The organism is Bdellovibrio sp. BCCA (assembly GCF_037996825.1).
Lineage (GTDB): Bacteria > Bdellovibrionota > Bdellovibrionia > Bdellovibrionales > Bdellovibrionaceae > Bdellovibrio.
The window spans coordinates 857,574-881,414 of the sequence record NZ_JBBNAC010000001.1 but is presented as its reverse complement, the minus strand read 5'-3'; the positions used below and the strand labels follow the sequence as shown (position 1 = coordinate 881,414).

Here is a 23,841-nt window from a genome sequence, read left to right as displayed (position 1 = left end):
GCGAAAGACATTCCCACTAAAGAGAAAACCAGAAGACTCAAAGCGAAACCGGTGAAGTATTATCCCGTAGCACCTATGCTGAAAAGTATCCTAACTGGACTCATGTCCAAGATGTAAATTTTTAAACAAATTGATGTTAGTTTATAAATCTAGACTTCAAAGTGCCGCTACAATCACCGATCTCAAGTCCCATGAGACCAATAAACAAAATTCTAATTGCAACATTCATGATCGCAGGTTTTAACGTCGGTTGCTCCGAAGAACCTGAAACCGTTCTTGAACAACCTTCTACTGACGACACCAATATAGTTGATGGCGTTCCAGAAAGCAGTCCTCTTTACCTAAAGTTGGGTGTGCAATGGGAGTCCGCTGATGAAAAAGCGGGTTTTGAACGAATGGGCAATTGTGCTTTCGATGCAGATTCTCCGCTTGAAAGCACTCTGAATTGCAACATTAGCGTGCCTGAAGGACAACTCTACTATAGCAATGTCAATTTCGACATCGGCACGCTCAGTCCCGAAAAGTGTCCGATCATTTCTTTCCGACCCTACTATTATCTACGTTCGAACACAGCAGGATTCACTCCTCCTGGAGACACGACGGTAGTCGATTGCAGCCTCCAGTCTGATCCTAAATGCTACGGTGGCGCAGCTCCCACTTTAATTCCAGAGTTCCCAAAAAATACGGGCCTCTATTTTCTCACATTCGTATCTCAAAATGCTTCTTTTAAACTTCCGTCCGAAAATAAAACTAGATGGTATGGAACAGATGAGCGCGTGAATTACCTAGTAACAAATAATCTCACTGCTTTTGAAACACCTGTCGGCGCAGGCCCACGACAACGCGTTGGCAGACCAGATCCCCTAAATGATCCACAAACGTGGTTCGGATATGAAATCAAATGCACCACTCATTGGGGGCGCGAGCTGTACACTATTAAACTAACGATCCGCGATGAAAACGAAGAAAACAACGATCCTTTGGGAGGCGACGAATATACCGATTGGTTTTAGAAGTTTGCTCTCTAAAAAACAAAAAACCCACACCGTTTAAGTGTGGGTTTCTATCTTCACTTTCAGATTTCTCTTACTTGCGGATTTTCGCTCTGTACATACGCTTTTTCTTAGCGATTCTTTTCATTCTGTGACGGATACCTTTTTTAGATTTTCCTTTTACTGCCATGTTAATTCTCCTTATTTTTTATTCGTTGGAACATTCATCAAAGCCGCAAACGGATTGTTAAACGGATTTGCCGGTTTCGCTGGAGGACCACCTGCTGGTCTTTGTCCCGCACCGCCGGATGGTCTTTGACCGCCGCCGCCTGGTTTGTATCCACCTTGGCGAGGTTGATCCGCACGTTTCTCACGAGGCATAGAAGCCTCAGGAGCGTCATCCATTTTCATCGTCAAAGAGATTTGGTTTTTAACCACATCCACTTTAAGAACTTTCACAGTCACATGATCGCCTGGATTAACCACTTTACGAGGATCATCCACGAACTTGTGAGAAAGAGCTGAAATGTGCACAAGACCATCTTGGTGAACACCGATATCAACGAAAGCACCGAAGTTCGTTACGTTCGTCACGATACCCGGGCAGATCATGCCCTCTTTCAAATCTTTCACTTCCATGATGTCATCGCGGAATTGGAAAACCTTGAACGGATCACGAGGATCGCGGCCCGGCTTTTCAAGTTCTTTCACGATGTCATCAAATGTAAACTCACCAACAAGCTGAGCCCATTTTGTTCTTTGCGCGAGAAGTTTCTTCGCACCTTCACCGATCACTTCAGACAAAGAAACACCAAGGTCCTTCGCCATGTCTGTCACGGCTTGATAACGCTCTGGATGGATTCCTGTAGAATCCAAAACTTGTTTTCCACCCGGAATTCTTAAGAAACCCGCAGCTTGTTCAAAAACTTTTGCAGAGAACTTAGGAACCTTCAAAAGCTCCGCGCGATCTGTGAACAAAGCTTTCTTACGAGCTTCTACAATGCCTTTCGCAAGAGCAGGACCGATACCCGCAACATGCGACAACAACGCTGCAGAAGCTGTGTTCACGTCAACACCCACGTTGTTCACGCAAGATTCAACAACTGCTTCCAATGATTTTTTCAATTGAGATTGGTTCACGTCATGTTGGTACTGACCGACACCGATCGATTTAGGATCAACCTTCACAAGCTCCGCCAAAGGATCTTGCAAACGACGCGCAATCGAGATCGCACCTTTTACAGTGACATCAAGATCCGGGAACTCTTCACGAGCCACTTCGGAAGCAGAGTACACAGAGGCACCCGATTCAGAAACCATCACAACAGGAATATTCTTACCAAGATCTTTCAAAACTTTACGCAAGAAAGATTCCGTCTCACGACCGGCAGTACCGTTACCGACTGCGATCGCTTCGATTTGGATTTGTTTTAGAACGTCACCGAAAAGAGCTTTCGCTTTTTTCTCAGCATCGTCACCCAAAGTGTAAAGAACTGTGTGAGAAATGAAAGCGCCTGATTTATCAATCAACGCTACTTTGCAACCTGTTCTCAAACCAGGGTCGACACCCAAAACGCATTTTGGTCCATAAGGAGAAGCCAACAAAAGTTTACGAACGTTTTCAGCGAAAACTGTGATCGCATCTTGATCGGCTTTTTCTTTCAACACACGGTGAACTTCATTCACGATGGAAGGAAGAACGTAAACGTTCAAAGCCAGGCGAGCTGATTGTTTCAAGAAGTCACCAATCGCATTGTCTGGAGTTGAAGTCGCAAACTTTTCGTAAGCTTTTAAATTTTCTTCGTCGTCTGCTTTTACATCAACAGACAACTCTTCCTCTTGCCATCCACGTCTCATCGCCAAGTAGCGGTGATTGTTTTTAGCATCCATGAGGTTTTTAACCGGCTCTTCAAATTCTTTGTACATTTCGTACTTCGAATTTGGTTTGTAGCCTTTAGCCGCTTTAGCAATCACGCGGCCTTTGTCATTGTAGTTTTTCGCAACCATCGCACGAAGGTCGGCATCATTGGCGATTTTCTCAACCAAGATGTCTTGAGCACCTTTAAGCGCTTCTTCGTAAGTCACAATCTTCGCAGTCGGATTGAGGAAGTTTTTCGCCTTCATCTCCATAGTCACATCGTCTTTGATCAGACCATGGCCCATATCCCAAATCCATTGCGCCAAAGGTTCCAATCCCGCTTCGCGCGCGATCGTTGCTTTGGTTTTTTTCTTTTTCTTGAACGGCTTGTAGATTTCCTCTAGCTCGCCCAAATCCCAAGAAAGCTCGATACGCTTTTGGATTTCCGCCGTAAGATTGTTCTGCTCCCCGATTTCTTTAATCAAGAAAGCCTTACGCTTTACGATTTCGTTGTAAGTTTCGTGACCTTCAATCACTGCACGAATTTGAACTTCGTCTAGGTTACCTGTTTTTTCCTTACGGTAACGAGCGATGAAAGGGACTGTTGCGCCTTCCGCAGCGAGCTCAATAACAGCTTGAGCTGATTTCGCAGGGACTGTAGGTGCAATACGCGCCAAATAACTCTGAAGAGCCTGATCCATAGAACCTCTAGATTTAATTGGAAGAAGTTTTGAGTGTTTAAATCAATTATTTATGACGGAACATGATCAGGCCATGACTAGGATCGTAAGGAGAAACCCCTACGCTCACACGGTCACCCACAACCACGCGAATATTAAAACGTCTCATTTTTCCGCAAAGTTTTGCGTTAATGATCGCTTTATTATCAAGTTCAATTTTGTAAAGGCCACCCGCAAGGGCGTCGATTACTTTTCCGTCTATTTGTACTAAATCGTCTTTTGCCATGCAGATAAATTAGTAGGTCAGATTGCAGCGCCTTGCAATATTTTTCTGCCCTATGACAGCTTCCTATTGCTGATCAGCATTCGTTTGCCGTCTTCAAAAAGCACTTCTAGACGATCGTATTCATTGGAAAGAACAAAACCCCAGCCAAAAATTTTGTGTTGCAGCGGAGTTTTCGCTTCAAATTGACCCGAAATACTGTACGAAGGAGCTTTCATTGCCTTGTACTTCTCATGAAGTTCATGCCACTTCACTTGATCTTCAGACAGTCCCGTCTTATCAATTTTGACCTTTTTTTCTTTTTTAGGAGCTTCAGCGACTTCAACTGGAGCGGGAGCTGCTTCGATTTTTGATTTCTTCTCAACTTTTTCAGGAGCTGGAGCAGATTTCGCCGCTTTAGAAGGCTTTTCAGCTTTAGCCGCTTTCGCAGGAGGAGGAGGCGCCGCTTTTGCTTTTGCCGCCGCTGGTTTTGCAGCAGGGGCCTTCGCCTTTGCAGGTGCTTTCGCAGCTGGTTTTGCCGCCGCTTTTTTTGCTTTTGCCGCAGGTGCTTCCTTTTTCGCAGCCTTCTTAGCCATCTCAGTTCCTCTCTAAAATTAAAGGTGAGAAAAGATCGAAAGTGTTCAATAAGCAGATCTATACTATCACCCAGTGTCTTGACATCAAAAAAATAATAGGAAAGTGTTAGCGCGAGGCATCACTATGATTACAGCAGAAGTTATTAAAGATCTTAAGTCGTCCGATCTCACCTTCGTTTCTGGCCGTGCAGAGGCTGTTGCAACCAAGGTTCTTCCACCTGAAAAAAGTGACTCTGAGAGTCTGGTTTTCGTTTCAAAACCGGATCAACTCAATCAGGCTTTGCAAGCTAATGCTGCGATCATTGTCGCTCACAAATCACTTTCGCTTCCGACGGATACGAAGAGCACATTCTTTCAAACAGGCTCCATTCAACTTGGAATGGCTGCAGTTCTTCCGCTGTTTGACGGAAAGATGAATCGCTTCAACCAAGAAACGAAAATTCATTCCACAGCAGTTGTTCATCCCTCCGCGCATCTTGGCAAAAACGTGAGCGTGGGACCTTACGCGGTGATCGGCGAACAAGCAAAAATCGGCGACGGTTGTACGATCGGCGCACAGACTATTATCGAATGTTATGCCGAAATCGGCGATCACTCTTTGATTCATCCGCAAGTTTTCATCGGTGCACACTGCACACTAGGCTCTCACTGTGAAATTCATCCACACACGACAATCGGTGCCGATGGATTTTCTTTTGCGATGACCAAAGAGGGAACTCACAAAAAGATTCCACAAATCGGTCGCGTCGTGATCGGAAACAATGTGGAATTAGGAGCAAACTGCGCTGTGGATCGCGCGGCTCTCACGGAAACTAAAATCGGTCACGGCACAAAGATGGATAACTTCTGTCACATCGCTCATAACGTCGTGATCGGAGACAACTGCGTGATGGCGGCCGGATTTAAAGTCGCAGGTTCAAGTACGATCGGCAACAACTGCATGTTCGGCGGAGAAGCCGCCATCTCTGATCATATCACTGTCTGTGACCGTGTCGTGATTGCAGGACGTGGTGCTGTCACTTTCAACATCACAGAGCCTGGCCAATACGGAGGTTATCCTTTAGAACCTCTCCGTGACGCTCTTAAAACATTGGCCAATAAAACCCATATTACAAGAATGAGAAAAGACCTGGCTCGCGTCCTAAAACACTTGGGCCTTAATGCAGAATAAGGAGACACATCATGTCCTATCAGTTTTATAAAGTCCTTCACCTACTTGGCCTAATGCTTCTGTTCTTTGGCTTCGGCGGACTTCTTATTGCGGCTTACGCAAAAGTGGAACTTAAAAAACCAGCTCGCATCATGGGCTTTGTCACTCACGGTATTGGTCTATTGCTGATCTTGGTGAGTGGTTTCGGAATGGCCGCTCGCTTGGGACTTGTTTCTGGCTTGCCTGCTTGGGTTCAAGCAAAGATCGGCATCTGGGTTCTTTTGGGAATCGGTATTTCTTTGGTTAAAAGAAAAGGCTACATCGGTTGGCCTGTGGCTGTTCTACTTTGGGGCCTTGGCACGTCAGCAGCGTTTATCGCTGTGAACAAGCCGTTCTAATTTTTTTTGAAAAGTTAAAACTAAAAAGGTCTCTGGTAATTCCAAAGACCTTTTTTATTTTCTAACGGCGTTTCTTATTCGCTCTACTTTCTTAAGAAGTTTTTCAAAGTGCGAACCTTCCCAATAGATGCGATGACATGTCGGACACTCATAAAAGACACCGTAAATTGCAAAGGTCTTTGCATCCACGCGCCCCCGCGCAGATTCTTTCGGTACTTCTTCGATAAGTGTATTGCATTCAAAACAGCGCGCTAAAGCCTCGTCACTTTCCCCTATAGAAAAATGTTTTAAAACTTCAAGCAGTTGTTCTTCAGGGGGTTCACTTTGGACAAGATAACCGCGCCCTTCGGGAATTCTGTGAAATAAGCGGCGGTCTTTAGTAAGAAGAATACGATTTTCTTTTTCGGAGATCGTCAGCAACTCATCGTCACTGACTGATTTATAAGAGGCCGCATCCACACCCATCATGCGGAGCTGCCTCACCAGGCCCAATAGATTTTCGTCGACTAAAAATTGAATTTCATCATTCATGGTTTCAGAGAGCAGGACACACTGTGTGTGCCTTGTGCAATCCGAACCCAGGTTACATCTTTCGCTGAAAACTCAGAAGAACTTTCTAGAGTGTCGATCATCAGGTTTTGCAAAACAAGAACAGCCCCATCTGTCGAAGCCAAAGAAAGTCCTGATTCACTTGTCGCTGGAGCGTTCTCAAGTAAAAGTTGATATTGGATTTTCTTTTGCTCATCACCAAACTGGATCTGCGTAAAACGCCCAAGACTGTCTTCAATGATCAAAGTCATCAAAGGTTGGGACTGCGTTTTTACAAGTTTCCCATCAACGCGAAGTTGGCACTCCACGTTTTTGTAATTGAGAACCGGCAAAGCAGCCCAACCAAAAGAAGGAAACACAAACAACAACAAAAAAAATCTCTTCACAAAAACCTCAGGTAAAATTCTCTACTTTCCTGGCCACGATGGCCAGGAAACAGCCCTCACAGGACGGAGACACTTCGCAAAACAATCACAGCTGAACAAAGTCCAGTCTTCGCGGGCCGACGCCCGCTGCGACATCCTGCGCGTCCGCGCTAAAACATACTATATTTAAGGAAACGGCACTCGATATTTCCGTTGAACACGAAGTGCTTACGAGTCGATTTTAATTTCAAATCTTGGATCAATTCTTTGTTTCCAGAAAGAACCCAAGCGTCCCAGCCTTTGAATCTGTGCTTCAATGTGAAGCTCAAATCACGATACACGTCGCGAAGATTGTCTTCGTCGCCGATACGCGCACCATAAGGAGGATTCACGATGATCAAACCTTTTTCTACAGGAGGTTCAACAGTCGCTACGGATTCTTTTTTGAATTCGATCACTTGATCTACGCCCGCGCGTTTTGCATTGTCTTTTGCATTTTTCAAAACGCGGTTGTCGATGTCGTAACCATAGAATTTAAATGGAAGTTCTTCTTTTTCCGCATCCATCGCTTCTTGAACAACTTTTTCCCAAGTTTCCTTTTCGTAGTTCAACCAGTTTTGGAAACCGAATCTTGTACGATTGATACCCGGAGCGATGTTCAAAGCCATCATCGCCGCTTCAATCAAGAAAGTTCCAGAACCGCACATGAAGTCGATAATAGGGCTTTGACCGTCCCACTCAGAAACTTTGATTAAACCCGCTGCCAAGTTTTCTTTCAAAGGAGCTTCGCCCACTTCTTTACGGTAGCCACGCTTAAACAAGCTGTCGCCCGAAGTATCGATCGCCACGTTGAATTGATTCTTGATCGCGCGCACGTGAATGCGCAAAGAAGGATTTTCGTTATCAACGTCAGGACGCACACCAAATTTTTCGCGGAATTGATCGACGATAGCGTCTTTCACCTTCATCGCAACGAAACGTTGATCGCGCATCTTAGAATCAGAAATGCTCGCATCAATAGAAATCGTTTGAGTTGGTTTAATATATTTTGTGAAGTCGTGACGAAGAATTTGGTTATAAAGTTCTTCAGGTTGGTAAGCCGTGAAATCCAAAACAGGTTTCAAGATACGGCTTGCTAAACGGGAATGAAGATTGGCTTTGTAACAGCCTTCCCAGTTGCTCTCAAAGAACACACCACCGATATAACGGTCAGTGACTTTAAGTCCGAGTTCTTTCAGTTCTTTTTCTAGAGGTTCAACAAGGCCACGGGCTGTGGAGGCAAAAAATTGAGGCATGGGCTGGTCCTTTCTTTTGTTAAGAAGAACCAGTCCCTATGCGCTGATTCTTCTATGTTTCGCGATACTGTGGTCCACCGCCCCCTTCAGGAACGGTCCACTCGATGTTTTCGAATGGGCACTTAATATCACAAGTCTTACAGTGAATACAGTTAGTATAATTGATTTGTAAGTCCTTCTTACCTGCTTCGACCTTAGACGGTACCATCTCATATACGCTAGCTGGGCAGAAATGATTACAAGGTGATTTGTAATTAGGCTCACATACCGTACGGCAGATGTCTCCATCCTTCAGGATCAAGTGATTTGGAGAGTCCTCATCATGCATCGTTCCCGTCAAATAGACGCTCGAAAGCTTATCAAAGAAAAGCTCCCCATCTGGCTTCGGAAGCTGGTTTTCTTCATGGTCTAAACCATAAGGTCCCCAGATATCGACGACTTTTTCAGTTGTATCCGCGTCGATATGCTCAATCTTCATATGATCGTGAAGACCACGGCCGCCTGTCGCCTCTTGCAAGGCGATTAAAGGCATGGAAGCAAACATCCCTTTGCTTAAAGTTTGATGGAAGTTACGAACACGGTACAACTCGTCTTTCACGTAGCTGCTTTCAATGCGTTTTTCATAAGCTTGAGTTGTCGCTTCAGAGAAATCGCCACCTTTTGCAAGGCCTTCAACAATCGTCTCTGCCGCTTGCATACCGGATTTCATCGCCAAGTGAATACCCTTAAGTTTTTGCACATCCACCATGCTGGCAGAGTCACCGCAAACTAAGAATCCATCACCATAAAGTTTCGGCATTGAATACCAGCCACCCGCAGGCAATGTCTTACCACCGTAAGCCACCACTTTACCGCCCTTAAGCATGTTCTTCAGGAACGGATGAGTTTTCAATTTTTGCAATTCACGGTGTGGATCAAGCAATGGATCTTGCGTATCCAAGTAAGCCACAAGACCTACGATGATTTTATCACCTGGGATTGTGTAGATGAAAGTACCACCGATAGATTTAGAAAGAGGGAATCCAAGAGTATGGATCACCTTTCCTGCTTCCACCGTGCCCGGAGGCATTTGGATCACTTCCTTCACACCTTCTTCGAACACTTCTGGATTTTTTCCAGCGCGAAGATCTAATTTTTTCTCAACTTGTTTGAAAAGCGAACCACGAGTTCCTTCAGCGAAGATCACGACTTTGGATTTTAAAATCAAACCCGGTTCAAAGTTCGCTTTTGGTTTTCCGTTTTTATCACGCCCCTTATCGCCTGTGCGAACACCTACGATTTTGTTACCTTCATACAAAGCTTCAACAGCGGCGAAACCTGGGAAGATATTGATACCCTTCTCTTCACACTTCGTTCCCAACCAACGGTTGAACTTGCTTAAAGAGATGATGTAGTTGCCTTCGTTATGAAACGGCGGAGGCGTGATAGGAAGTTTGAAAGAGAAATCAGATCCAAGATAGTAAACCGCATCTTTTTTCACTTCAGAATCAAGAGGGCAACCTTCTTCTTTAAAGTTCGGAACAAGCTCGCGCAAAGCTTTTGGATTTAAAACTGCGCCAGAGAAACTATGTGCACCGATCTCAGAAGCTTTTTCGAGAACAACGATCATTTGCTCAGGAATTTGTTCGCCTTGTTTGCGACCCGCTGAAACATCTTCGTTGTGTTGTTGAATTTGGTTTTGCAAATGAAGCGCGCAAGAAAGTCCCGCAGCACCACCGCCGACGATCAATACGTCGACATCCATGGTTTCGCGAGTTACGCCTTCTGGTAGATCATTATACATTGACATAAATACTCCTAAATCTAACTTGAAGCTGCTCCAGCCTCCGCGCCACAGGCGCTCCGGCACTGCGGACTGCCGTCCTACTCTTCAACAGGCTCTTCTTTAATTTCAGCCTGTGGCGCCATTTTTCTTACGGGTGTAGAAACTTGGCTTTGGACTTTTAAATCCTCTTCATCCCTGCCGCCGGGATAAAGGCGCTTCTTGGCTTTTTGCGCGATTTCGGCTTCACGAGCTTCGTCGTATTGCGGAGCTTCGGCGGCCTCGTCCTGCGCATGAGCTTTAAAAATCACCCCTGAGGATAGCAGAAACAAAACTAAGAAAACTCGGATCATAATCCAGCTCCTTGGCTTAGCGCTTCGAGCGCATATTAAAAGCTAATTGAGAAAATTGTCATTGAAATAGTGCAGGATTTCTAGACTTTAGGCAACTGAAGACGACGATGGAATTTCATCGGGATCTGTTGGCGGACCTTGTCGATACGCTCACGAGAAAGCTTCGCGACTGTGGCGCCTTGAGCACGTTCTGCCACTTGCCCCACCACTGTGCCCCACGGATCAATAATCAAACTATGACCGTAAGTTTCACGAGTCGCCCCGGTCTTAGTACTTCGATGAGTGCCACCTTGAGCCGCCGCCATCACATAAGATTGACTCTCAATTGCACGTGCACGAAGCAAAATCTCCCAGTGAGCTTCCCCCGTTTTCACAAGGAAGGCCGCAGGCAACAAAATCAAATCCACTTCTTGGCGCGCGTATTGAGAAAACAACTCGGCAAAACGCACGTCGTAACAAATCGCTTCACCAATGCGCCAGCCGTCGACTTCGATGATGTTCGGCTTTTGCCCATGACGGAAAACATCAGACTCGCGAATAGGTTTTTGCCCTTCAAGCTGAATATCAAACAGGTGCAGCTTTTGGTACGTGGGCTGAGCGTCTCCCGACGGAGTCACAAGCACCGAAGAGTTATAAAGGTGCCCCTCGACATAGAGAGGAACGGAACCCAGGTGCAAATGCGTATTGTATTTTTTTGCTAACTCAGAAAGTTTAGAAAATGCCGAATGAGAAAGAGTCAGTCCCTCGATTTTTTCGCCCTCAGCGACACGAAGATAAAGACAGTTTTCCGGAAAACTCACAAAGCGCGGTTGAGAATTTTTAAAAATCTCTGCGAGCTGAGTTTCGATTTGTTTCAGGTTGGCCTCGACATCATCAACTGATGTCATTTGCACTGCTGCGACGACCAACTCTGAACTCATAAACTTACTCCGCTCCGCCAGGGATGACTGTGGATGTGCGCGCTTCTTTAACTTCGCGACAATTCCACTTTGCTTCCTCTAGATTTTTTCGGACGTTGGAAACAAACTCAACACAAGAATTCGGATTCTGCCCTGAGCCGATTGTTTCATCGACACCTTGCTTTGTATAAATGGCTTTGCATTTTTGATCTTCGCCCATTTCAACACGCAATGTGCGAACAGTTTTGTTGTGCTTGCACAGCACTAAAGAATCACCTAGATCAGCGGACGCCAACGACGAAAAAAAAAGCACCGTCATCGTCGCCGAGAACAGTGCTTTTGTGCTTTTTAATGCTGAGATTTGATCCCTTTTCAAGCTGCCTCTCCTCTTTTAACAAGTTAGGTCAAAGTAATCTTTGTAAACCCAACTTAGATTTTACGCAGCTATATTAGAGACTTAAATGGAGAGATCGCCTTAAGGACCAAATTTAGACTTTGTCTTAGGCAAACTTTGCCGACGGATCCTATGACAGATCCGTCTGACTTAAAAACTACGCGTTTTTAGACTTAGTAGCTTTTTTAGAAGTCTTTTTCGCAGCAGCTTCAACCATCTTCACATTTGAGTAGTCGATGAAGCCTTCTTTTTTCAAAAGACCGTCTTTTTTGTCGTAGTGTGTTTGTACTTTCACACCTTGAACTTGAACTTTCATATTTTTAGCATCAACAGCCAAAACTGAACCCTTCTTACCTTTGTCAGAGCCAGTGATAACTTGTACAGTCGCGCCTTTTTTAATTTTCAATTTCATTTACGGCCTCAATTACTTAGAAGAAATTTTCTTTTTGATTCTCAATTTAACGGCCATAGCTCTTTTTGAAAGCTTGGAATCGTCTGAATTAAGAATGTAGTTATCGAAACCGCCAACGTGTTCCATATCACGGATCGCGCTAGTAGCGATTTGCAATCTCACCATTTGGTTCAAAACGCGGCTAAAGATGCGTTTTTTCTGAACATTTGGTTGAGCTGTCGATTTAGTTTTAATGTTGGAGTGAGACACCAAGTTCTTAACAACAGGGCCTTTTCCAGTAATTTCACATCTGCTCATTCTAAGCTCCTCTGGCTCATCTAAAGTCTGGGTCAACGCCATCCTTCAAACTTAATAGGGGCGCTGCAAACAAGAAGTAACCATATAAAGTAAAAAGACACTTGATGGCAACTCTTTTTTCTTGTACACACATTAACTCGCTAACCAAAAGGAAATCGAAAGAGGATAGTAATGAAAAAGACAACTCGTAGCAAATACCGTCAGGAATTCTCAGGCGATCACGTATTCGATTACAAAGATCCAGCTTCTTTGACACGTTTTATCGGTGACGGTGGTAAAATCACTCCATCTAGAATCTCTAAGCTTAGCGTAGCTCAACAAAAGAAAGTTGCTGCTGCAGTTAAGAAAGCTCGTAACCTAGGCCTATTGCCTTCTGGTTCTGATTCTTACGATAATTTCCACAGAGCTGAAGCGATCTCTCCAGTTCCTTTCGAGATCTAATAGCTCTCTGCTGAAATAATGATTTCCTGATGGGAAGAAAAAAGCCGGTTTATCGCCGGCTTTTTTATTTTCTGACCTACTGTTCTGAAGGCTTGCGAGAGAGTTTAAACCAAGTCCACGCGGTGAAGATCACCATCACCATGTAACTTTTACTGGACCACTGATGCAGCACAGGTCCGGGAATTCCAATAAACGATAACTCCTCAAAGGAAACTCCCCAATTTAAGAGCCGAATTCCCAAGATCGGCAAAGCAAACAACGTCCAAAACTGAAGAACCGCCACAAACCAGAAAAACTGGCTGAGCTGAGCTCTCTTATATTCCAGCGCCATCAAAACCACCGGAAGTCCGACAAAGAGGACTCCTGCCACGGTGGCTGCAATCTGACGATCGGGAATGGTTTTAAAGATAACCGTCACCAGAACGATGACGACGACTTGTGCGATTAAATATCCAAGGAAAGCATTGCGTCTCATATCCAAGAACGTAGACCACCGCCCCAGACAACTCAAGGGCTTAAGCACCTCTAGCAACGTTTAATTGCAGCTTACCAGACGCACCGTCCGGCTTTCGCCTTGCACAAGGGACATGGCGAACGAAACACAAACTTTAAAAGGACGGTTCCTATGAAATCTTACGAAATGACTCTTTTGAAACTTCAGGCACAACTTAAAAACTTCGGTTTGAATCCGGCAGAGTGGAGTTTGCAACGCATTCAATCTCTGACTTACGTGATTCAAAACCGCAACGACGAAAACTTCGCTCTGTACGGCCGGTTGGAATATCGCAATCACAAACCACAGTGGAAATCTTTGGAGGTGGTGTCTCTCTAGAAAGCTTCACAGCGCACAGAGAACAAACTGCGGTTCCAAATATCTTGTTCCGCTAACATCTCTGTCGCTTTTTTTGGCTCCACAGTTGCCTGCGCAGGGTCCGATGAAAAAGGAACTTCCTCACCAGGAAGTTTCGCAGCGACCTTCTTACGAAGCGCAGCCCACGCCTCCTCCCCATTCGCGCGGAGGTACACACTCTTCAAACGGCAGAACACGGCTATCTCTGCCTCTTGCATCCAGCCGAATCTTTCAAGCCCTGGCTCTGGTGGTTTTATTCCCCAAGCCAGGCGCGCCATCAACTCAATGCCGTCATTCAATGCTGATTTCACTTCGGTGATATTGTAAAGCTGAGCCGTGCATTCACTTGAAGCTTTGCCGACATCATCCGCCACTTTTTTAAGCACCATAAAATATTCGTAGCAAGAACCCGCACTGTTCCCGAGCTGGCAGGCTTCTTTGGCGCGAACAATCGCCGGAGGGATTTTATTTTTCTTAACCACGGTCGGAAAGATGTTTCCGGCTTGAGTTTCTTTGAAAGTGGAAGCTTGCGTGTCACACACCGTGTGCGGTGGGTTGATCAACATAAAGACAAAAATGCCTATTATTATAGCTAAAATGGCAAGAACGGGCTTCGGAAGCGAGTTGATGAAGTTTTCCATGAAAAAAAGAATAGCTTATGTCGTGCGTTAGTATCTAGTGATTTGACAACAGGCCTCTAATTTTTTATGTTCCTGTCCTCGTCGGGGAGTAGCGCAGTCTGGTAGCGCATCTGGTTTGGGACCAGAGGGTCGTAGGTTCGAATCCTATCTCCCCGACCATTTTATTTTTTAAAATCAAAACCCAGTGGAAACACTGGGTTTTTTCTTTTCAGCACCGGCTCTACCCAATTAAGGTTCTACGGTTCTACTCGGTCGATGGTGGAAACCCAAAACACGCAGTGCGTTTGAAGACAGGATCTGCTGCTTTTTTCCACTTTACTCTGCCCTTGGGGCGGACTTGAGCCTTAGTATCAGAGGTTCATGATGAAGAACTGGCTTACTATCAGCGAATTTGGCGAACGCACGGGGCTTTCCATTAAAGCGCTGCGCCTCTATGAGGAGAAGGAGATTTTATCTCCCCACACTCGGAGTGAAAGCCGTTACCGCGTTTACACGACTGAGCAAATCTCAGCGGCGAAACGCATTGTGCACTACAAACATCTTGGTTTTCCGCTGGAGCAAATCAAGACGTTGTTGCGCGAAACGAACGAGCAATCACTGCAAGAACTTCTGGAAGCGCGCCTTTGCGAGAGCCGCAAAAGTGTCTCGCAAATGCAGCAACAGATAAAAAGCCTGGAATCCATTTTGACCTCTTTAAAACAAGACAAGGAATTGTCAGAGACTGAGAGGAGTCAAGTTATGGAGAACATCATAGAAATCAGTGAGAACAATCTAAAAAGAAAAGGCGTTGTCGATGAGCTTGCGCTCTTACACATGCGCGAAGAAATCTCGCTTTATTCCCATGAGAAAAAGCAAGTTATTACTGGAATTCGTCAAATTATCGAATACGCAAAAAAAGAAAATATTCTTTTGGGCCCTGGGCGCGGAAATTCAGCAGGGAGTCTGGTTTTATTTGGCGAAGGCTATTCCAAAAGAAATCCGATGGATTATGGACTGTTGCCGGAACTTTTCAGTGCCACCAAATTTGTTTGGCTGGATGTTGAGTATTCCCGTCACCAAGAAATTGGTCGAATGTGCGATGAGCTCACACAAAAAACGGGCGTTGAAGTCATCGCCTTTCGAAGTCCGCTTTTAGATATTTTTAAATCCCTTGAAAAACAAATCGGCAAAGTGGAATTTAATTCTTTTTCCGACTATGATCCGATAATTTTACAAGCTCCTAAAAATGGCACGCGAGGTCTCTTCTGGCTCGATTGGAGTCCCAACTTCCACGCGCATCAAAATAGCTCTGTCGAATGGCGCGAAAAATCTCGATGGAAGAATGAGGAGCTTGAAGGGTTCTTCAAGGTAAATAGCTTCCAAGGCCCTATGGATTATATGGTTCAAGACTGTTTAATGTCGTTAGGAATGCGTGAGGCGTTTTTTGCTTACCCACGAATGGAGGCCGCTTGTCCAAACTCTTTACCGGAACTGAAGGACACTAAAGGCTTGTTAATATTCCGTGAGGATTGGCTTAAAATTTTCGCAAGAACAACGGGAGTCTCAATTCTTGAGGCGAACAGAATTCAAAGAGCGATCGCTAATAATGAAAACTCTCTTGAGGTCTCTGCTCTTGAGAAGGTGAATGACACTGAAACTAGAAAATTATTACTTTCTAGTTGTAAGAAGGTCTACTCAAAAGCCCATTCGGTGAATGGCTGGCTTCAGTACAAGCAGACTGCGATTTTAAAAGGACTTTGGCCAAAAGAGTACATCGCGACACTTGAGGCTTGGGAAAAAGAGCACGGCCTCGTTTGGTTTGAATTTGGATACAAACCCACTCCTCACGAATTTTATTTAAAAGCTTAGAGGTCCTGGGATTTAATATTGTTATAGATATTCGACTGAGGGCTCGGAAGGCCCGAGCCCCTCTCGGGAACCAACTTAAGAATGCCCGGGTCGAATTTCTTCACAATGCAACTCCACCCACTCCGCAAAAGATTTCATAAATTTTTCTAAAAACTTACGCGTTTCATCTTGGGCTAAAGATCCGTCGTCTTTAAAAACTTTCGCCGCGTTGGCGATGTAAGCTTCCGGTTGCTGCATCGCTGGCATATTCAAGAACACCATGCACTGGCGAAGATGATGGTTGGCGCCAAAGCCACCGATGGCTCCTGGAGAAACGCTCACCACGGCGGCGGGTTTCCCCTCCCAGACACTTTTTCCGTAAGGACGAGACCCCACGTCGATAGCGTTTTTCAAAACACCGGGAATAGAACGATTGTATTCGGGTGTGACGAAAAGAACGCCTTCATAACCTTTGATTTGCGTTCTGAACTTCTGCCAGATTTCGGGAGGCCGATTTTCATCGTCGAGGTCTTGATTGTAAAGCGGCAGATCCCCGATTTCGACGATCTCAAGTTTTAGTGACGATGGCGCAAGACCCAGAAGAACTTTCGCCATTTTACGATTGAATGATTCCTTGCGAAGACTTCCCACGATAACGGCGACTTTTCTGACAGGCATTTTTTCCTCCACGTTTATAAACACATCAATTTTAAAATCTCAGAGGACCTTAGGATATGCGCCTTCATGTGAGCTGCGACAATACAATCTCTTTCTCGTATTCGTGCTTTGCGACACTGCGGGCAAAGAGTTTTGAATGCTCCAGTGGTAAAGTTAAATCACAAACTTCAAAGCACTGGCAGAGTTATGATTGAAATAGTTGTCGGAATTTGGGCCGTCTGTCTTGTCCTCTCACTTATGGTGAGTGGCTTTAATATCTACATGGTTCGCAGACGTCTTAATTCCGTGAAACTAAAAACTTTGAATGCCAATTTGGAAAAATTAAATCTCTATTGGTCTTACACAAATTCAAACTTTCAAACTTTAAGTCCTGATATCGTTACCCACGATAAAAACAGATCTTTAAGACAAGCTTATGCGATCACACTGCTGGGTCTTTTAAGCATTCCCGGTCTTCTGATTTTACTTGCCGTCGTATTAAGTATTCACTTTCTTGCAAAGACACGAAAAGAGATGGCTGTGATGGAAAGCGATCTCGCTAAGGTAGATTCTCTTTCTCAAGAGCAAGTGTCGTCCTTAGTACAAGAACTTAATGCGATCGTCTGAACCGCTCAGGCTAAGATTTCGTCTCTTTATTGTTAATTTCATGCGCAAGTTCTGCGCTGAAATAAATAATGGCAGAGGAATAGTAGACCCACATCAGTAAAACAATGAAAGAGCCGGCGGCCCCATACAAAGAAGCCGCTGCGCTCTGGCCAAGGTAAAGACCTATCAATGTTTTTCCGATTGAAAACAAAATCGCCGTAATAAGCCCCGATGTCGCCGCCACTTTTTTACTGACATCTCTTTGCGGAATGAAAAAATAAATTGTTGAAAATAAAATCCAAAAAATACAGAGCGAAACAATAAAGTTAACAACTTGTCCAACAACCTGATCACTGCCTTTCAGATAAAGAGACAAGACCGACGATACCATCAAAGAAACAATAGAAATAAAAACGAATGTTAAAACCATTCCCATACTAAAAAGTTTTTCTTTTAGAAATCCCCAAACCCCCGTCACAAATGATCCTCCCTTTTCTGATTTTTGCTCTAGAGTCACTTGAAAAATTCTATTTAAGGAATGACGAAGATCTCCGAAAATAGCTCCAGCGGATAAGAGCAAAGTGACAAGACCGAGAACTCCGGCCAGATCCCGAACTTTCGGTTGCTTATCCACATTCTTGGCAATCTCTCGAATGAGTTTACTGGCTTCGCTTCCGATCAGACCTTGAATCTGTAAAAGAAGCTGTTCTTGAAAGCTTTCGTTAATCAGTGAAATAAACGTCAAAAGAAGAACCAAGAGAGGCGCAAGAGACAATGCTGTGTAAAACGCCAAAGAAGCTGACATCTCTAAAATGTCATCCTCGCCAATCTTTGAAGAAAGCCGTTTGTAGTTTATGGACTTAAGACGTTGGAACAACCAATTCATAACCTATTTTTTATTCAAATCGAAAAACGAGACACGTTAAAAAATCGCCTTCGCTAAAACACAGAGGAATATTTGACAAATATCCTTCTTCTTTCCTTCGGACTAAGATGAGTTACTCATTCTGATAAGGAGAACTTCCCATGGCCAGCTCAGCAAAAAAAATTTTAACTGCCTTCGGAGTTGGATTTTCCTCTGCCATTGTCGCCTCAAAAATACGTGATGAATTTCGTGCCCGAACTTTTAAAGGAGCCGTCGTTGTCATCTCCGGAGGTTCTCGAGGGCTGGGGTTGGTTCTTGCAGAAAAATTTGCGAAAGCCGGTGCAAGCATTGCCCTCTTAGCTCGTGATGAAGAAGAACTTCATCGTGCTCAAAATATTATTCAGCATCGTTACCCGGAAACTTTAGTGCACTGCTTTGTTTGCGACTGTACTAAACCCGACGACATCGCTTACACGGTGTCAGATATTTTGGATGAATTTGGTAAAATTGATGTGCTTGTGAACAACGCGGGAATCATTTCCTCAGCTCCTATTCAAAATGCCACCGAAGAAGACTTCGAAGAATCTTTGGCGATCCACTTCTGGGCACCTTATCACCTTATTGAAGCTTGCCGTCCTTATCTGAAAGCAGGAGCTCGTATCATCAACATTGCGTCGATTGGCGGGCTTGTTCCCGTTCCTCACCGAGCTGCTTATTGTGCCGGTAAGCATGCACTGGTTGGTTACTCTCGCACTTTGCGAGCGGAACTTCTTCGCGACAAGATTTATGTTACAACAGTCTCACCAAGTGTGATGCGTACGGGTTCTATTGATCACGCGACTTTTAAGGGGCAAGTGGAAAAAGAGTATGCGTGGTTTTCTATATTAGCCTCACTGCCAGGGTTAAGTACCAACGCTGAAAGAGCTGCGCAGAAAATTGTTGATGCCAGTAAGTACGGCAAAGCGGAGTTGATGATTTCAGCTTCTACGAAAATAGCGACGGTCCTTCAAGCGCGTTTTCCTAACTTTTTTTCTGACATTGTTCATTTGGCTAACGTGGTTATGCCAGGGCCGACTGATGATTCGGACTTGGTTGTTGAAGGTAAGGACGCTCATTCCGGAATCTCTCCCTCAGTACTGACGGCTTTGAATGAAAAGGCCGCCCTTCGCAATAACGAAGGATCCATTCGGGGTGAAGATCACTAGACCAGGCCACCTAGACCTATTGCTTTTTAACGGGAAACTTCATCAAATAAGGCATGCAAAAAAAAGAAGTCGATATCTTGGTAGTAGGCGCTGGCATTATTGGTACGGCGGTGGGTGCGGAACTTTCTCGTCGTGGCGCCAAAGTTTGTGTAATTGATAAAGGACAAGTTGGGAAAGGCTGCTCTTACGGAAACGCAGGATGGATGACGCCTTGTTTTGCGATGCCTTTACCGATGCCGGGAATGTTGATCAAATCCATGAAGTGGCTTTTGGATCCGGAAAGTCCTCTTTATATCAAACCTTCGTTTTCTTTGGATCTCGCTTCGTGGCTTTTTCAATTTATGAAGGCTATGAATGAAACTCAGGCAAAACGCGCAGTGGATGCGCTGGTTGTTCTTTCGCAAAAAAGTTTGACGGAATATGAAAAGCTTGGACAAAAATATCCAGAGATTCACTTTCAGCAAAAAGGTCTTTTGATGGTGAGTCAGACAAAATCTGGCGTCGCTGCGGCTGTTGAAGAATTGAACTACGTTAAAAATCTTGGCGTTCCTGGAAAAGTTTTAAACTCCGACGATATTCAAGAAATGGAACCGGCCTTGAAGGCTCCTTTGTTAGGTGGCGTTTATTTTTCTCACGAAGCCATGGCAGAGCCCTTTTTAGTTGTGCAGGCTTTTGCAAAAGAAATTCGTGCTCACGGTGGAGAGATTCTTGAACAATGTGAATTGAAAGATCTTGTGGTCTCCGGAGACAAGGTCGAAAAGGTTCTGACTTCACAAGGAGAAATTCACGCTAAACAAGTCGTGATGGCAACCGGAAGCTGGTCGAAATCTTTAGCACGCATCATGCGTCTCCGCGTTCCCGTTCTAGGTGGAAAAGGTTACGCAATGATCGTTCCGCCTTTAGAAAAACAGCCGCAGTATCCCATGATGCTGGTTGAAAAGAAAATCGCCATCACTCCCCGACAGAATTCTTTACGCATTGCTGGAACTCTAGAATTGGTTGACCAAGATTTTTCTATCACGCCGCAAAGAGTGGAAAATATCAAAAAAGGTGCGAGAGAGTTTTTGCATCTTCCTCAAGAACTTCAGGTTCAAGAATTGTGGGCCGGACTTCGCCCCTGCACTCCTGATGGAGTGCCTTTGATTGGTTATCACAAAAATATTTCGAACTTAATGCTCGCTTTAGGACATCAGATGTTGGGTCTGCAAAGTGGAGCAGGAACGGGCCTGCTTGTCTCGGATCTTCTTGAGGGCAAGTCGCCGTTTGTGGATCTGAAAGTTTTGGATGTGAATCGTTTTTAATCAGAGTGGCGCTTTTCAAGGTCCAAAAGGAATTCTTTGGCTTTTAATCCGCCTGCATATCCTGTTAAGTGCCCGGACTTTGCGATGACTCTGTGGCAAGGCAAGATGATGGAAATCGGATTTAAACCGTTTGTGCGTCCTACAGCTCTCACGGCCAAGGGCTTACGAAGCTTTGTCGCTTGCTCTTGATAGCTCACCGTTTTTCCGTAAGGAATTTTTGAAAGGGCCTTCCAGGTCTGGCATTGAAACTCGGTTCCCTTCAAAGTCACTGGCACATCAAAATCTTGGCGCTTGCCGGAAAAATATTCCTTAAGCTGCTTGCGCACATCCGCGATGATTTCATTTTCTTTTTTTACGACCTCAGGAAATTTCGCCTTGAGTGCCTTGATATTCGTATCATGTCCAAGAATCCAAAGACTTTCATCATCGGCAATGGCGTGAAGATCTCCAATAGGACTTTCAATAATTTGGTAATAGAAACTCATAAAGATTTTCCTTTCTTAGAAACGGATACGGAATCCCGCCAAAGGCAATGAACAAGGTACGCACGAAAAGACGCCCACTCTTCCACTTGAATCATTCTATTTTTAATCGCTCTTTCCACAATAAGATCGTTGGCCGGAAAGGCATCCGAATCTCCAAGGCATCGCATCGCAATCATCTCGACTGTCCAAGGGCCGATACCTTTAATAGCTAAAAGTTTTTTTCTGACAGCTTCAGAATCCGCCATGGGAGATAATACGATCTCCCCGCTTAAAACAGCTTCACTCAAGCTGCGAATGGCGGCGGCTTTCACTTTCGTCACTCCCAACTCTTCAATCTTTGCTTTGCTCAGTGTTTGCGGCGTCGGAAATATATAAATTTCTTCCGTATCGCTGATCTTTTTTCCAAAGCGCAAAACTAAGTCTTTCACTTTCTTCTTAGCATGCTCCGTAGAAACAAGCTGACCCAAAATAATAGAAACGGCCACTTCAAATCCATCGTAGCATCCCGGAATACGAACACCTTGAGGCTTCATCTTCAAAGACTGAGGCAAATGCACCGGGTTGTGCTCGGTGTCGAAAAGATGTTTTAACAAAGCGATACTCTGGCGTATATTCAGTAACGGAAGATGAGTTGTCTCAATTTTAAGAGCATTGTCTTTTTTCTCATAGCGCACACGAATTGAGGCTGCACCTTTCTCGATAGGAATAAATCGCACATAAACATCTGAGGTGACTTGTTCCACTCCATAAGTTTCATGACGAGTCAGATACGAAAGAATATTTTGCCAATCAAAAGGAGCCCGCACCGAGATAGACAAAGTCAGTTCGGATTTATTTTCGCCAGAAGATTCTTTTCTAACTTGTGACGGCGTTACTCTATATAAAGTCTTAAAAGCTTCATTGAAACGGCGAATGGATTTAAATCCCACAGCCAAAGCGATATCCGTAATGGGATTTGAGGTTTGCAAAATCAACTGTCTTGCCAAGTGCAGGCGTTTTGTCACAAGAATTTCAATGGGAGAAGCGCCCAGATGCTCGTCAAAAAGACGACGTAAATGACGATCTGTCATTCCCACTTTATCTGCCAGGGTTGCCACGTTTAACGAGTCTTCTGTCGTCTCATCAATAATACGTAAAGCTCTTGAAACACTATTCACAGTTCCTTGTAGAATTTTACTGCCAGGAGCCGCATCAGGACGACAGCGCAAACAAGGACGATATCCCGCATTTTCAGCTTCGCTAGCACTTTTAAAAATCAAAATATTTTCAGGCTTCGGTTTTGCCGGGCACACAGGACGGCAGTAAATGCCTGTCGTTTTTACGCCAAAATAAAAGTGTCCATCGTAGCGGGGATCACTTCTTTTGATGATCTTTTTTAAGTCTTCTGAGGAAAGCTCTTTCATGCCCTTGATCATAACTCCCCAACCCTACCACAACTGGCGGTTTTCGGACATGACCAATTTAGAAATGCTGGCCGTTTTCGTAATAAGATGATTTTTCCAGGACTTGAAAAACCACTACAACGTCTTCCGCTCCAGTTAAGGCTTTGACCTTGTCCGTAATAATCCGCGCTGAGGAATCTTGGACTTCTTGAGAGCGGGCAAACCAGAGGACTTCTACAAATGGATAAGACACTGTGGCCTGACCTTGAAAGAAAAACTCAGTCGCAATACATTCAAAAGTAAAATTGTCTTCTGCCGTACTCATGACCTGAGCTAATTCAGGAGCTAAGTTTTGGCTGAGCTGACGCACATGATCTTTTTTAACGGCACGCATGCGAATATGTGGCATGGCGAGAATCTAACAAGAAGTGCCTAGTCCTTCAAGGATTTCAACGCGCATTCAATAAAGGACTGCACTTTCGGAGCGACAAAGCGCTGCGCTGGATACACAAAAGACAAACTCAACGATCCCCACGTCCACTGGGGAAGAACTGGAATAAGTTTTCCCTGCCTTGCTTCTTCTTCACACAAGAACTGAGGAATAAGACCGATGCCGTCTCCTTGCATCACAAAAGCTTTCGTGGATTCCATATCATCCACAACAATGCGACTCGGAAAGGCGACTGTTTGCGTTTCCCCCTGACGACTGAGGCGGATGTTGTTATTTTTCTCTGCGGAAAAACTAATACACTGGTGCTTTTCCAAATCACGGGGATGTTTGGGAAGTCCATGCTTTTTCACATAGGCGGCACTCGCCCACAAGGAAGCTTGCGATTCCAAAAATCTTCGAGCGACCATTGTGGAATCCTTCAAAGATCCAATACGAATCGCTAAGTCCACACCTTCTGAAATTAAATCCACCAAGCGATTGGTTGCCACCAGTTCGACACGCATTTTGGGATAACGTTTAAGATATTCTTTAATGATAGGAGGCAAAATAATATGACCGACGTCGATCGTAGAAGTGATGCGCAAAGTTCCTTCCGGCTCACTACGCTTCGTAGTGAGTTCCTTTTCTGCCGCCTCTACTTCATCTAAGACTCGCAGGCAACGGCGAAAATACGCTTCCCCCGCTTCTGTAAGATTTAGTTTTCGAGTGGTTCGGTGAAGCAAGGTCACGCCAAGACGTTTTTCCAAAAGTGCGACCTTCCCACTCACCGTCGTTAGCGGCATTCCTAAGAGTTTTGCCGCTTTGGTAAAGCTTCCTGCTTGCACGACCTTTACAAAGATATCTATTCCGTCTAATTGCATTCTTTCAT

At 44.7% G+C, this 23,841-nt stretch carries 29 protein-coding genes and 1 tRNA gene; 10 read left to right on the top strand and 20 right to left on the bottom strand.

Going from position 1 to position 23,841, the window contains the following annotated elements:
• The first annotated feature begins 191 nt into the window (after positions 1-191).
• A complete protein-coding gene (locus tag AAAA78_RS04395) occupies positions 192-1,013 on the top strand; it encodes a hypothetical protein (protein ID WP_340590525.1) in 822 nt (273 codons plus the stop codon).
• Positions 1,014-1,193: 180 nt separating this feature from the next.
• Here the strand turns inward: AAAA78_RS04395 and AAAA78_RS04390 are convergent, their stop codons facing one another.
• The 3 genes from AAAA78_RS04390 to AAAA78_RS04380 are packed head-to-tail and all read right to left on the bottom strand — an operon-like array spanning position 1,194 to position 4,388.
• Entirely contained in the window at positions 1,194-3,551 is a 2,358-nt protein-coding gene (locus AAAA78_RS04390; protein WP_340590524.1) for a Tex family protein, read from the bottom strand.
• Positions 3,552-3,597: 46 nt separating this feature from the next.
• On the bottom strand, positions 3,598-3,816 hold the full coding sequence (gene infA / locus AAAA78_RS04385; RefSeq protein ID WP_295903401.1) for a translation initiation factor IF-1: 219 nt from the start codon (positions 3,814-3,816) through the stop codon (positions 3,598-3,600).
• 50 nt (positions 3,817-3,866) lie between these two features.
• Positions 3,867-4,388, bottom strand: a complete 522-nt coding sequence (locus tag AAAA78_RS04380; protein ID WP_340590523.1) for a hypothetical protein — start codon at positions 4,386-4,388, stop codon at positions 3,867-3,869.
• Positions 4,389-4,512: 124 nt separating this feature from the next.
• Between AAAA78_RS04380 and lpxD the strand changes: the two genes are divergently transcribed.
• Complete coding sequence (gene lpxD, locus AAAA78_RS04375; protein ID WP_340590522.1) at positions 4,513-5,559, top strand: UDP-3-O-(3-hydroxymyristoyl)glucosamine N-acyltransferase; 1,047 nt, start codon at positions 4,513-4,515, stop codon at positions 5,557-5,559.
• Positions 5,560-5,570: 11 nt separating this feature from the next.
• On the top strand, positions 5,571-5,936 hold the full coding sequence (locus AAAA78_RS04370) for a hypothetical protein (protein ID WP_340590521.1): 366 nt from the start codon (positions 5,571-5,573) through the stop codon (positions 5,934-5,936).
• A gap of 54 nt (positions 5,937-5,990) precedes the next feature.
• Here AAAA78_RS04370 and AAAA78_RS04365 read toward each other — a convergent pair whose 3' ends face one another.
• From AAAA78_RS04365 to rpmB, 9 genes are all read right to left on the bottom strand, one after another.
• The gene (locus tag AAAA78_RS04365) at positions 5,991-6,467 is read right to left on the bottom strand and encodes a Mut7-C RNAse domain-containing protein (RefSeq protein WP_340590520.1); all 477 of its coding nucleotides are present in this window, start codon (positions 6,465-6,467) and stop codon (positions 5,991-5,993) included.
• On the bottom strand, positions 6,464-6,871 hold the full coding sequence (locus AAAA78_RS04360; RefSeq protein ID WP_340590519.1) for a hypothetical protein: 408 nt from the start codon (positions 6,869-6,871) through the stop codon (positions 6,464-6,466). Before AAAA78_RS04360 ends, AAAA78_RS04365 begins: the two co-directional genes overlap by 4 nt.
• Before the next feature lie 149 nt (positions 6,872-7,020).
• Positions 7,021-8,145 carry a THUMP domain-containing class I SAM-dependent RNA methyltransferase gene (locus AAAA78_RS04355; RefSeq protein WP_295903387.1) on the bottom strand — a complete coding sequence of 375 codons (1,125 nt, stop codon included), beginning with the start codon at positions 8,143-8,145 and terminating at the stop codon, positions 7,021-7,023.
• A 52-nt stretch (positions 8,146-8,197) separates the two neighbouring features.
• Positions 8,198-9,934 (bottom strand): electron transfer flavoprotein-ubiquinone oxidoreductase, encoded by a 1,737-nt coding sequence (locus AAAA78_RS04350; protein WP_340590518.1) that lies wholly within the window; start codon positions 9,932-9,934, stop codon positions 8,198-8,200.
• A gap of 74 nt (positions 9,935-10,008) precedes the next feature.
• Positions 10,009-10,260, bottom strand: a complete 252-nt coding sequence (locus AAAA78_RS04345; RefSeq protein ID WP_340590517.1) for a hypothetical protein — start codon at positions 10,258-10,260, stop codon at positions 10,009-10,011.
• Positions 10,261-10,340: 80 nt separating this feature from the next.
• Positions 10,341-11,180 carry a carbon-nitrogen hydrolase family protein gene (locus tag AAAA78_RS04340; protein ID WP_340590516.1) on the bottom strand — a complete coding sequence of 280 codons (840 nt, stop codon included), beginning with the start codon at positions 11,178-11,180 and terminating at the stop codon, positions 10,341-10,343.
• Between the two features lie 4 nt (positions 11,181-11,184).
• On the bottom strand, positions 11,185-11,535 hold the full coding sequence (locus AAAA78_RS04335) for a hypothetical protein (protein ID WP_340590515.1): 351 nt from the start codon (positions 11,533-11,535) through the stop codon (positions 11,185-11,187).
• A 175-nt stretch (positions 11,536-11,710) separates the two neighbouring features.
• Complete coding sequence (locus AAAA78_RS04330; protein ID WP_340590514.1) at positions 11,711-11,965, bottom strand: KOW motif domain-containing protein; 255 nt, start codon at positions 11,963-11,965, stop codon at positions 11,711-11,713.
• Between the two features lie 12 nt (positions 11,966-11,977).
• Positions 11,978-12,262 carry a 50S ribosomal protein L28 gene (rpmB, locus tag AAAA78_RS04325; protein ID WP_340590513.1) on the bottom strand — a complete coding sequence of 95 codons (285 nt, stop codon included), beginning with the start codon at positions 12,260-12,262 and terminating at the stop codon, positions 11,978-11,980.
• A 171-nt stretch (positions 12,263-12,433) separates the two neighbouring features.
• Between rpmB and rpsR the strand changes: the two genes are divergently transcribed.
• Positions 12,434-12,703: a 30S ribosomal protein S18 gene (rpsR, locus tag AAAA78_RS04320; RefSeq protein WP_295903368.1), complete on the top strand. Its 270-nt coding sequence runs from the start codon at positions 12,434-12,436 to the stop codon at positions 12,701-12,703.
• Between the two features lie 76 nt (positions 12,704-12,779).
• Here the strand turns inward: rpsR and AAAA78_RS04315 are convergent, their stop codons facing one another.
• Complete coding sequence (locus tag AAAA78_RS04315; protein WP_340590512.1) at positions 12,780-13,178, bottom strand: hypothetical protein; 399 nt, start codon at positions 13,176-13,178, stop codon at positions 12,780-12,782.
• A 150-nt stretch (positions 13,179-13,328) separates the two neighbouring features.
• On the opposite strand from AAAA78_RS04315, the gene AAAA78_RS04310 reads away from it, so the two are divergent.
• Positions 13,329-13,535 (top strand): hypothetical protein, encoded by a 207-nt coding sequence (locus AAAA78_RS04310; RefSeq protein ID WP_340590511.1) that lies wholly within the window; start codon positions 13,329-13,331, stop codon positions 13,533-13,535.
• Here AAAA78_RS04310 and AAAA78_RS04305 read toward each other — a convergent pair.
• Entirely contained in the window at positions 13,532-14,194 is a 663-nt protein-coding gene (locus AAAA78_RS04305; protein ID WP_340590510.1) for a hypothetical protein, read from the bottom strand. The genes AAAA78_RS04310 and AAAA78_RS04305 overlap by 4 nt on opposite strands.
• A gap of 82 nt (positions 14,195-14,276) precedes the next feature.
• On the opposite strand from AAAA78_RS04305, the gene AAAA78_RS04300 reads away from it, so the two are divergent.
• Both AAAA78_RS04300 and AAAA78_RS04295 read left to right on the top strand, forming a co-directional pair.
• Positions 14,277-14,353: transfer RNA gene (locus AAAA78_RS04300), tRNA-Pro, on the top strand.
• A 204-nt stretch (positions 14,354-14,557) separates the two neighbouring features.
• Positions 14,558-16,042 (top strand): MerR family transcriptional regulator, encoded by a 1,485-nt coding sequence (locus AAAA78_RS04295; RefSeq protein ID WP_340590508.1) that lies wholly within the window; start codon positions 14,558-14,560, stop codon positions 16,040-16,042.
• Positions 16,043-16,117: 75 nt separating this feature from the next.
• Here AAAA78_RS04295 and AAAA78_RS04290 read toward each other — a convergent pair whose 3' ends face one another.
• Positions 16,118-16,699 carry an NADPH-dependent FMN reductase gene (locus AAAA78_RS04290; RefSeq protein WP_340590507.1) on the bottom strand — a complete coding sequence of 194 codons (582 nt, stop codon included), beginning with the start codon at positions 16,697-16,699 and terminating at the stop codon, positions 16,118-16,120.
• A 144-nt stretch (positions 16,700-16,843) separates the two neighbouring features.
• On the opposite strand from AAAA78_RS04290, the gene AAAA78_RS04285 reads away from it, so the two are divergent.
• The gene (locus tag AAAA78_RS04285; RefSeq protein ID WP_340590506.1) at positions 16,844-17,305 is read left to right on the top strand and encodes a hypothetical protein; all 462 of its coding nucleotides are present in this window, start codon (positions 16,844-16,846) and stop codon (positions 17,303-17,305) included.
• A 10-nt stretch (positions 17,306-17,315) separates the two neighbouring features.
• Here the strand turns inward: AAAA78_RS04285 and AAAA78_RS04280 are convergent, their stop codons facing one another.
• Complete coding sequence (locus AAAA78_RS04280) at positions 17,316-18,170, bottom strand: YihY/virulence factor BrkB family protein (protein WP_340590505.1); 855 nt, start codon at positions 18,168-18,170, stop codon at positions 17,316-17,318.
• Positions 18,171-18,310: 140 nt separating this feature from the next.
• Between AAAA78_RS04280 and AAAA78_RS04275 the strand changes: the two genes are divergently transcribed.
• Both AAAA78_RS04275 and AAAA78_RS04270 read left to right on the top strand, forming a co-directional pair.
• Positions 18,311-19,354 (top strand): SDR family NAD(P)-dependent oxidoreductase, encoded by a 1,044-nt coding sequence (locus AAAA78_RS04275; RefSeq protein ID WP_340590504.1) that lies wholly within the window; start codon positions 18,311-18,313, stop codon positions 19,352-19,354.
• Positions 19,355-19,407: 53 nt separating this feature from the next.
• The gene (locus AAAA78_RS04270) at positions 19,408-20,655 is read left to right on the top strand and encodes an NAD(P)/FAD-dependent oxidoreductase (protein ID WP_340590503.1); all 1,248 of its coding nucleotides are present in this window, start codon (positions 19,408-19,410) and stop codon (positions 20,653-20,655) included.
• Here the strand turns inward: AAAA78_RS04270 and AAAA78_RS04265 are convergent.
• Genes AAAA78_RS04265 through AAAA78_RS04250 form a run of 4 tightly spaced genes read right to left on the bottom strand, consistent with a single transcriptional unit; the run spans position 20,652 to position 23,833 of the window.
• Positions 20,652-21,140, bottom strand: a complete 489-nt coding sequence (locus tag AAAA78_RS04265) for a methylated-DNA--[protein]-cysteine S-methyltransferase (RefSeq protein WP_340590502.1) — start codon at positions 21,138-21,140, stop codon at positions 20,652-20,654. The two genes, AAAA78_RS04270 and AAAA78_RS04265, sit on opposite strands and share 4 nt — an antisense overlap.
• On the bottom strand, positions 21,137-22,543 hold the full coding sequence (locus AAAA78_RS04260) for a DNA-3-methyladenine glycosylase 2 family protein (protein ID WP_340590501.1): 1,407 nt from the start codon (positions 22,541-22,543) through the stop codon (positions 21,137-21,139). Before AAAA78_RS04260 ends, AAAA78_RS04265 begins: the two co-directional genes overlap by 4 nt.
• A 58-nt stretch (positions 22,544-22,601) precedes the next feature.
• Entirely contained in the window at positions 22,602-22,931 is a 330-nt protein-coding gene (locus AAAA78_RS04255; protein WP_340590500.1) for a DUF1904 domain-containing protein, read from the bottom strand.
• A 23-nt stretch (positions 22,932-22,954) separates the two neighbouring features.
• Complete coding sequence (locus tag AAAA78_RS04250; protein WP_340590499.1) at positions 22,955-23,833, bottom strand: LysR family transcriptional regulator; 879 nt, start codon at positions 23,831-23,833, stop codon at positions 22,955-22,957.
• Positions 23,834-23,841: the final 8 nt, after the last annotated feature.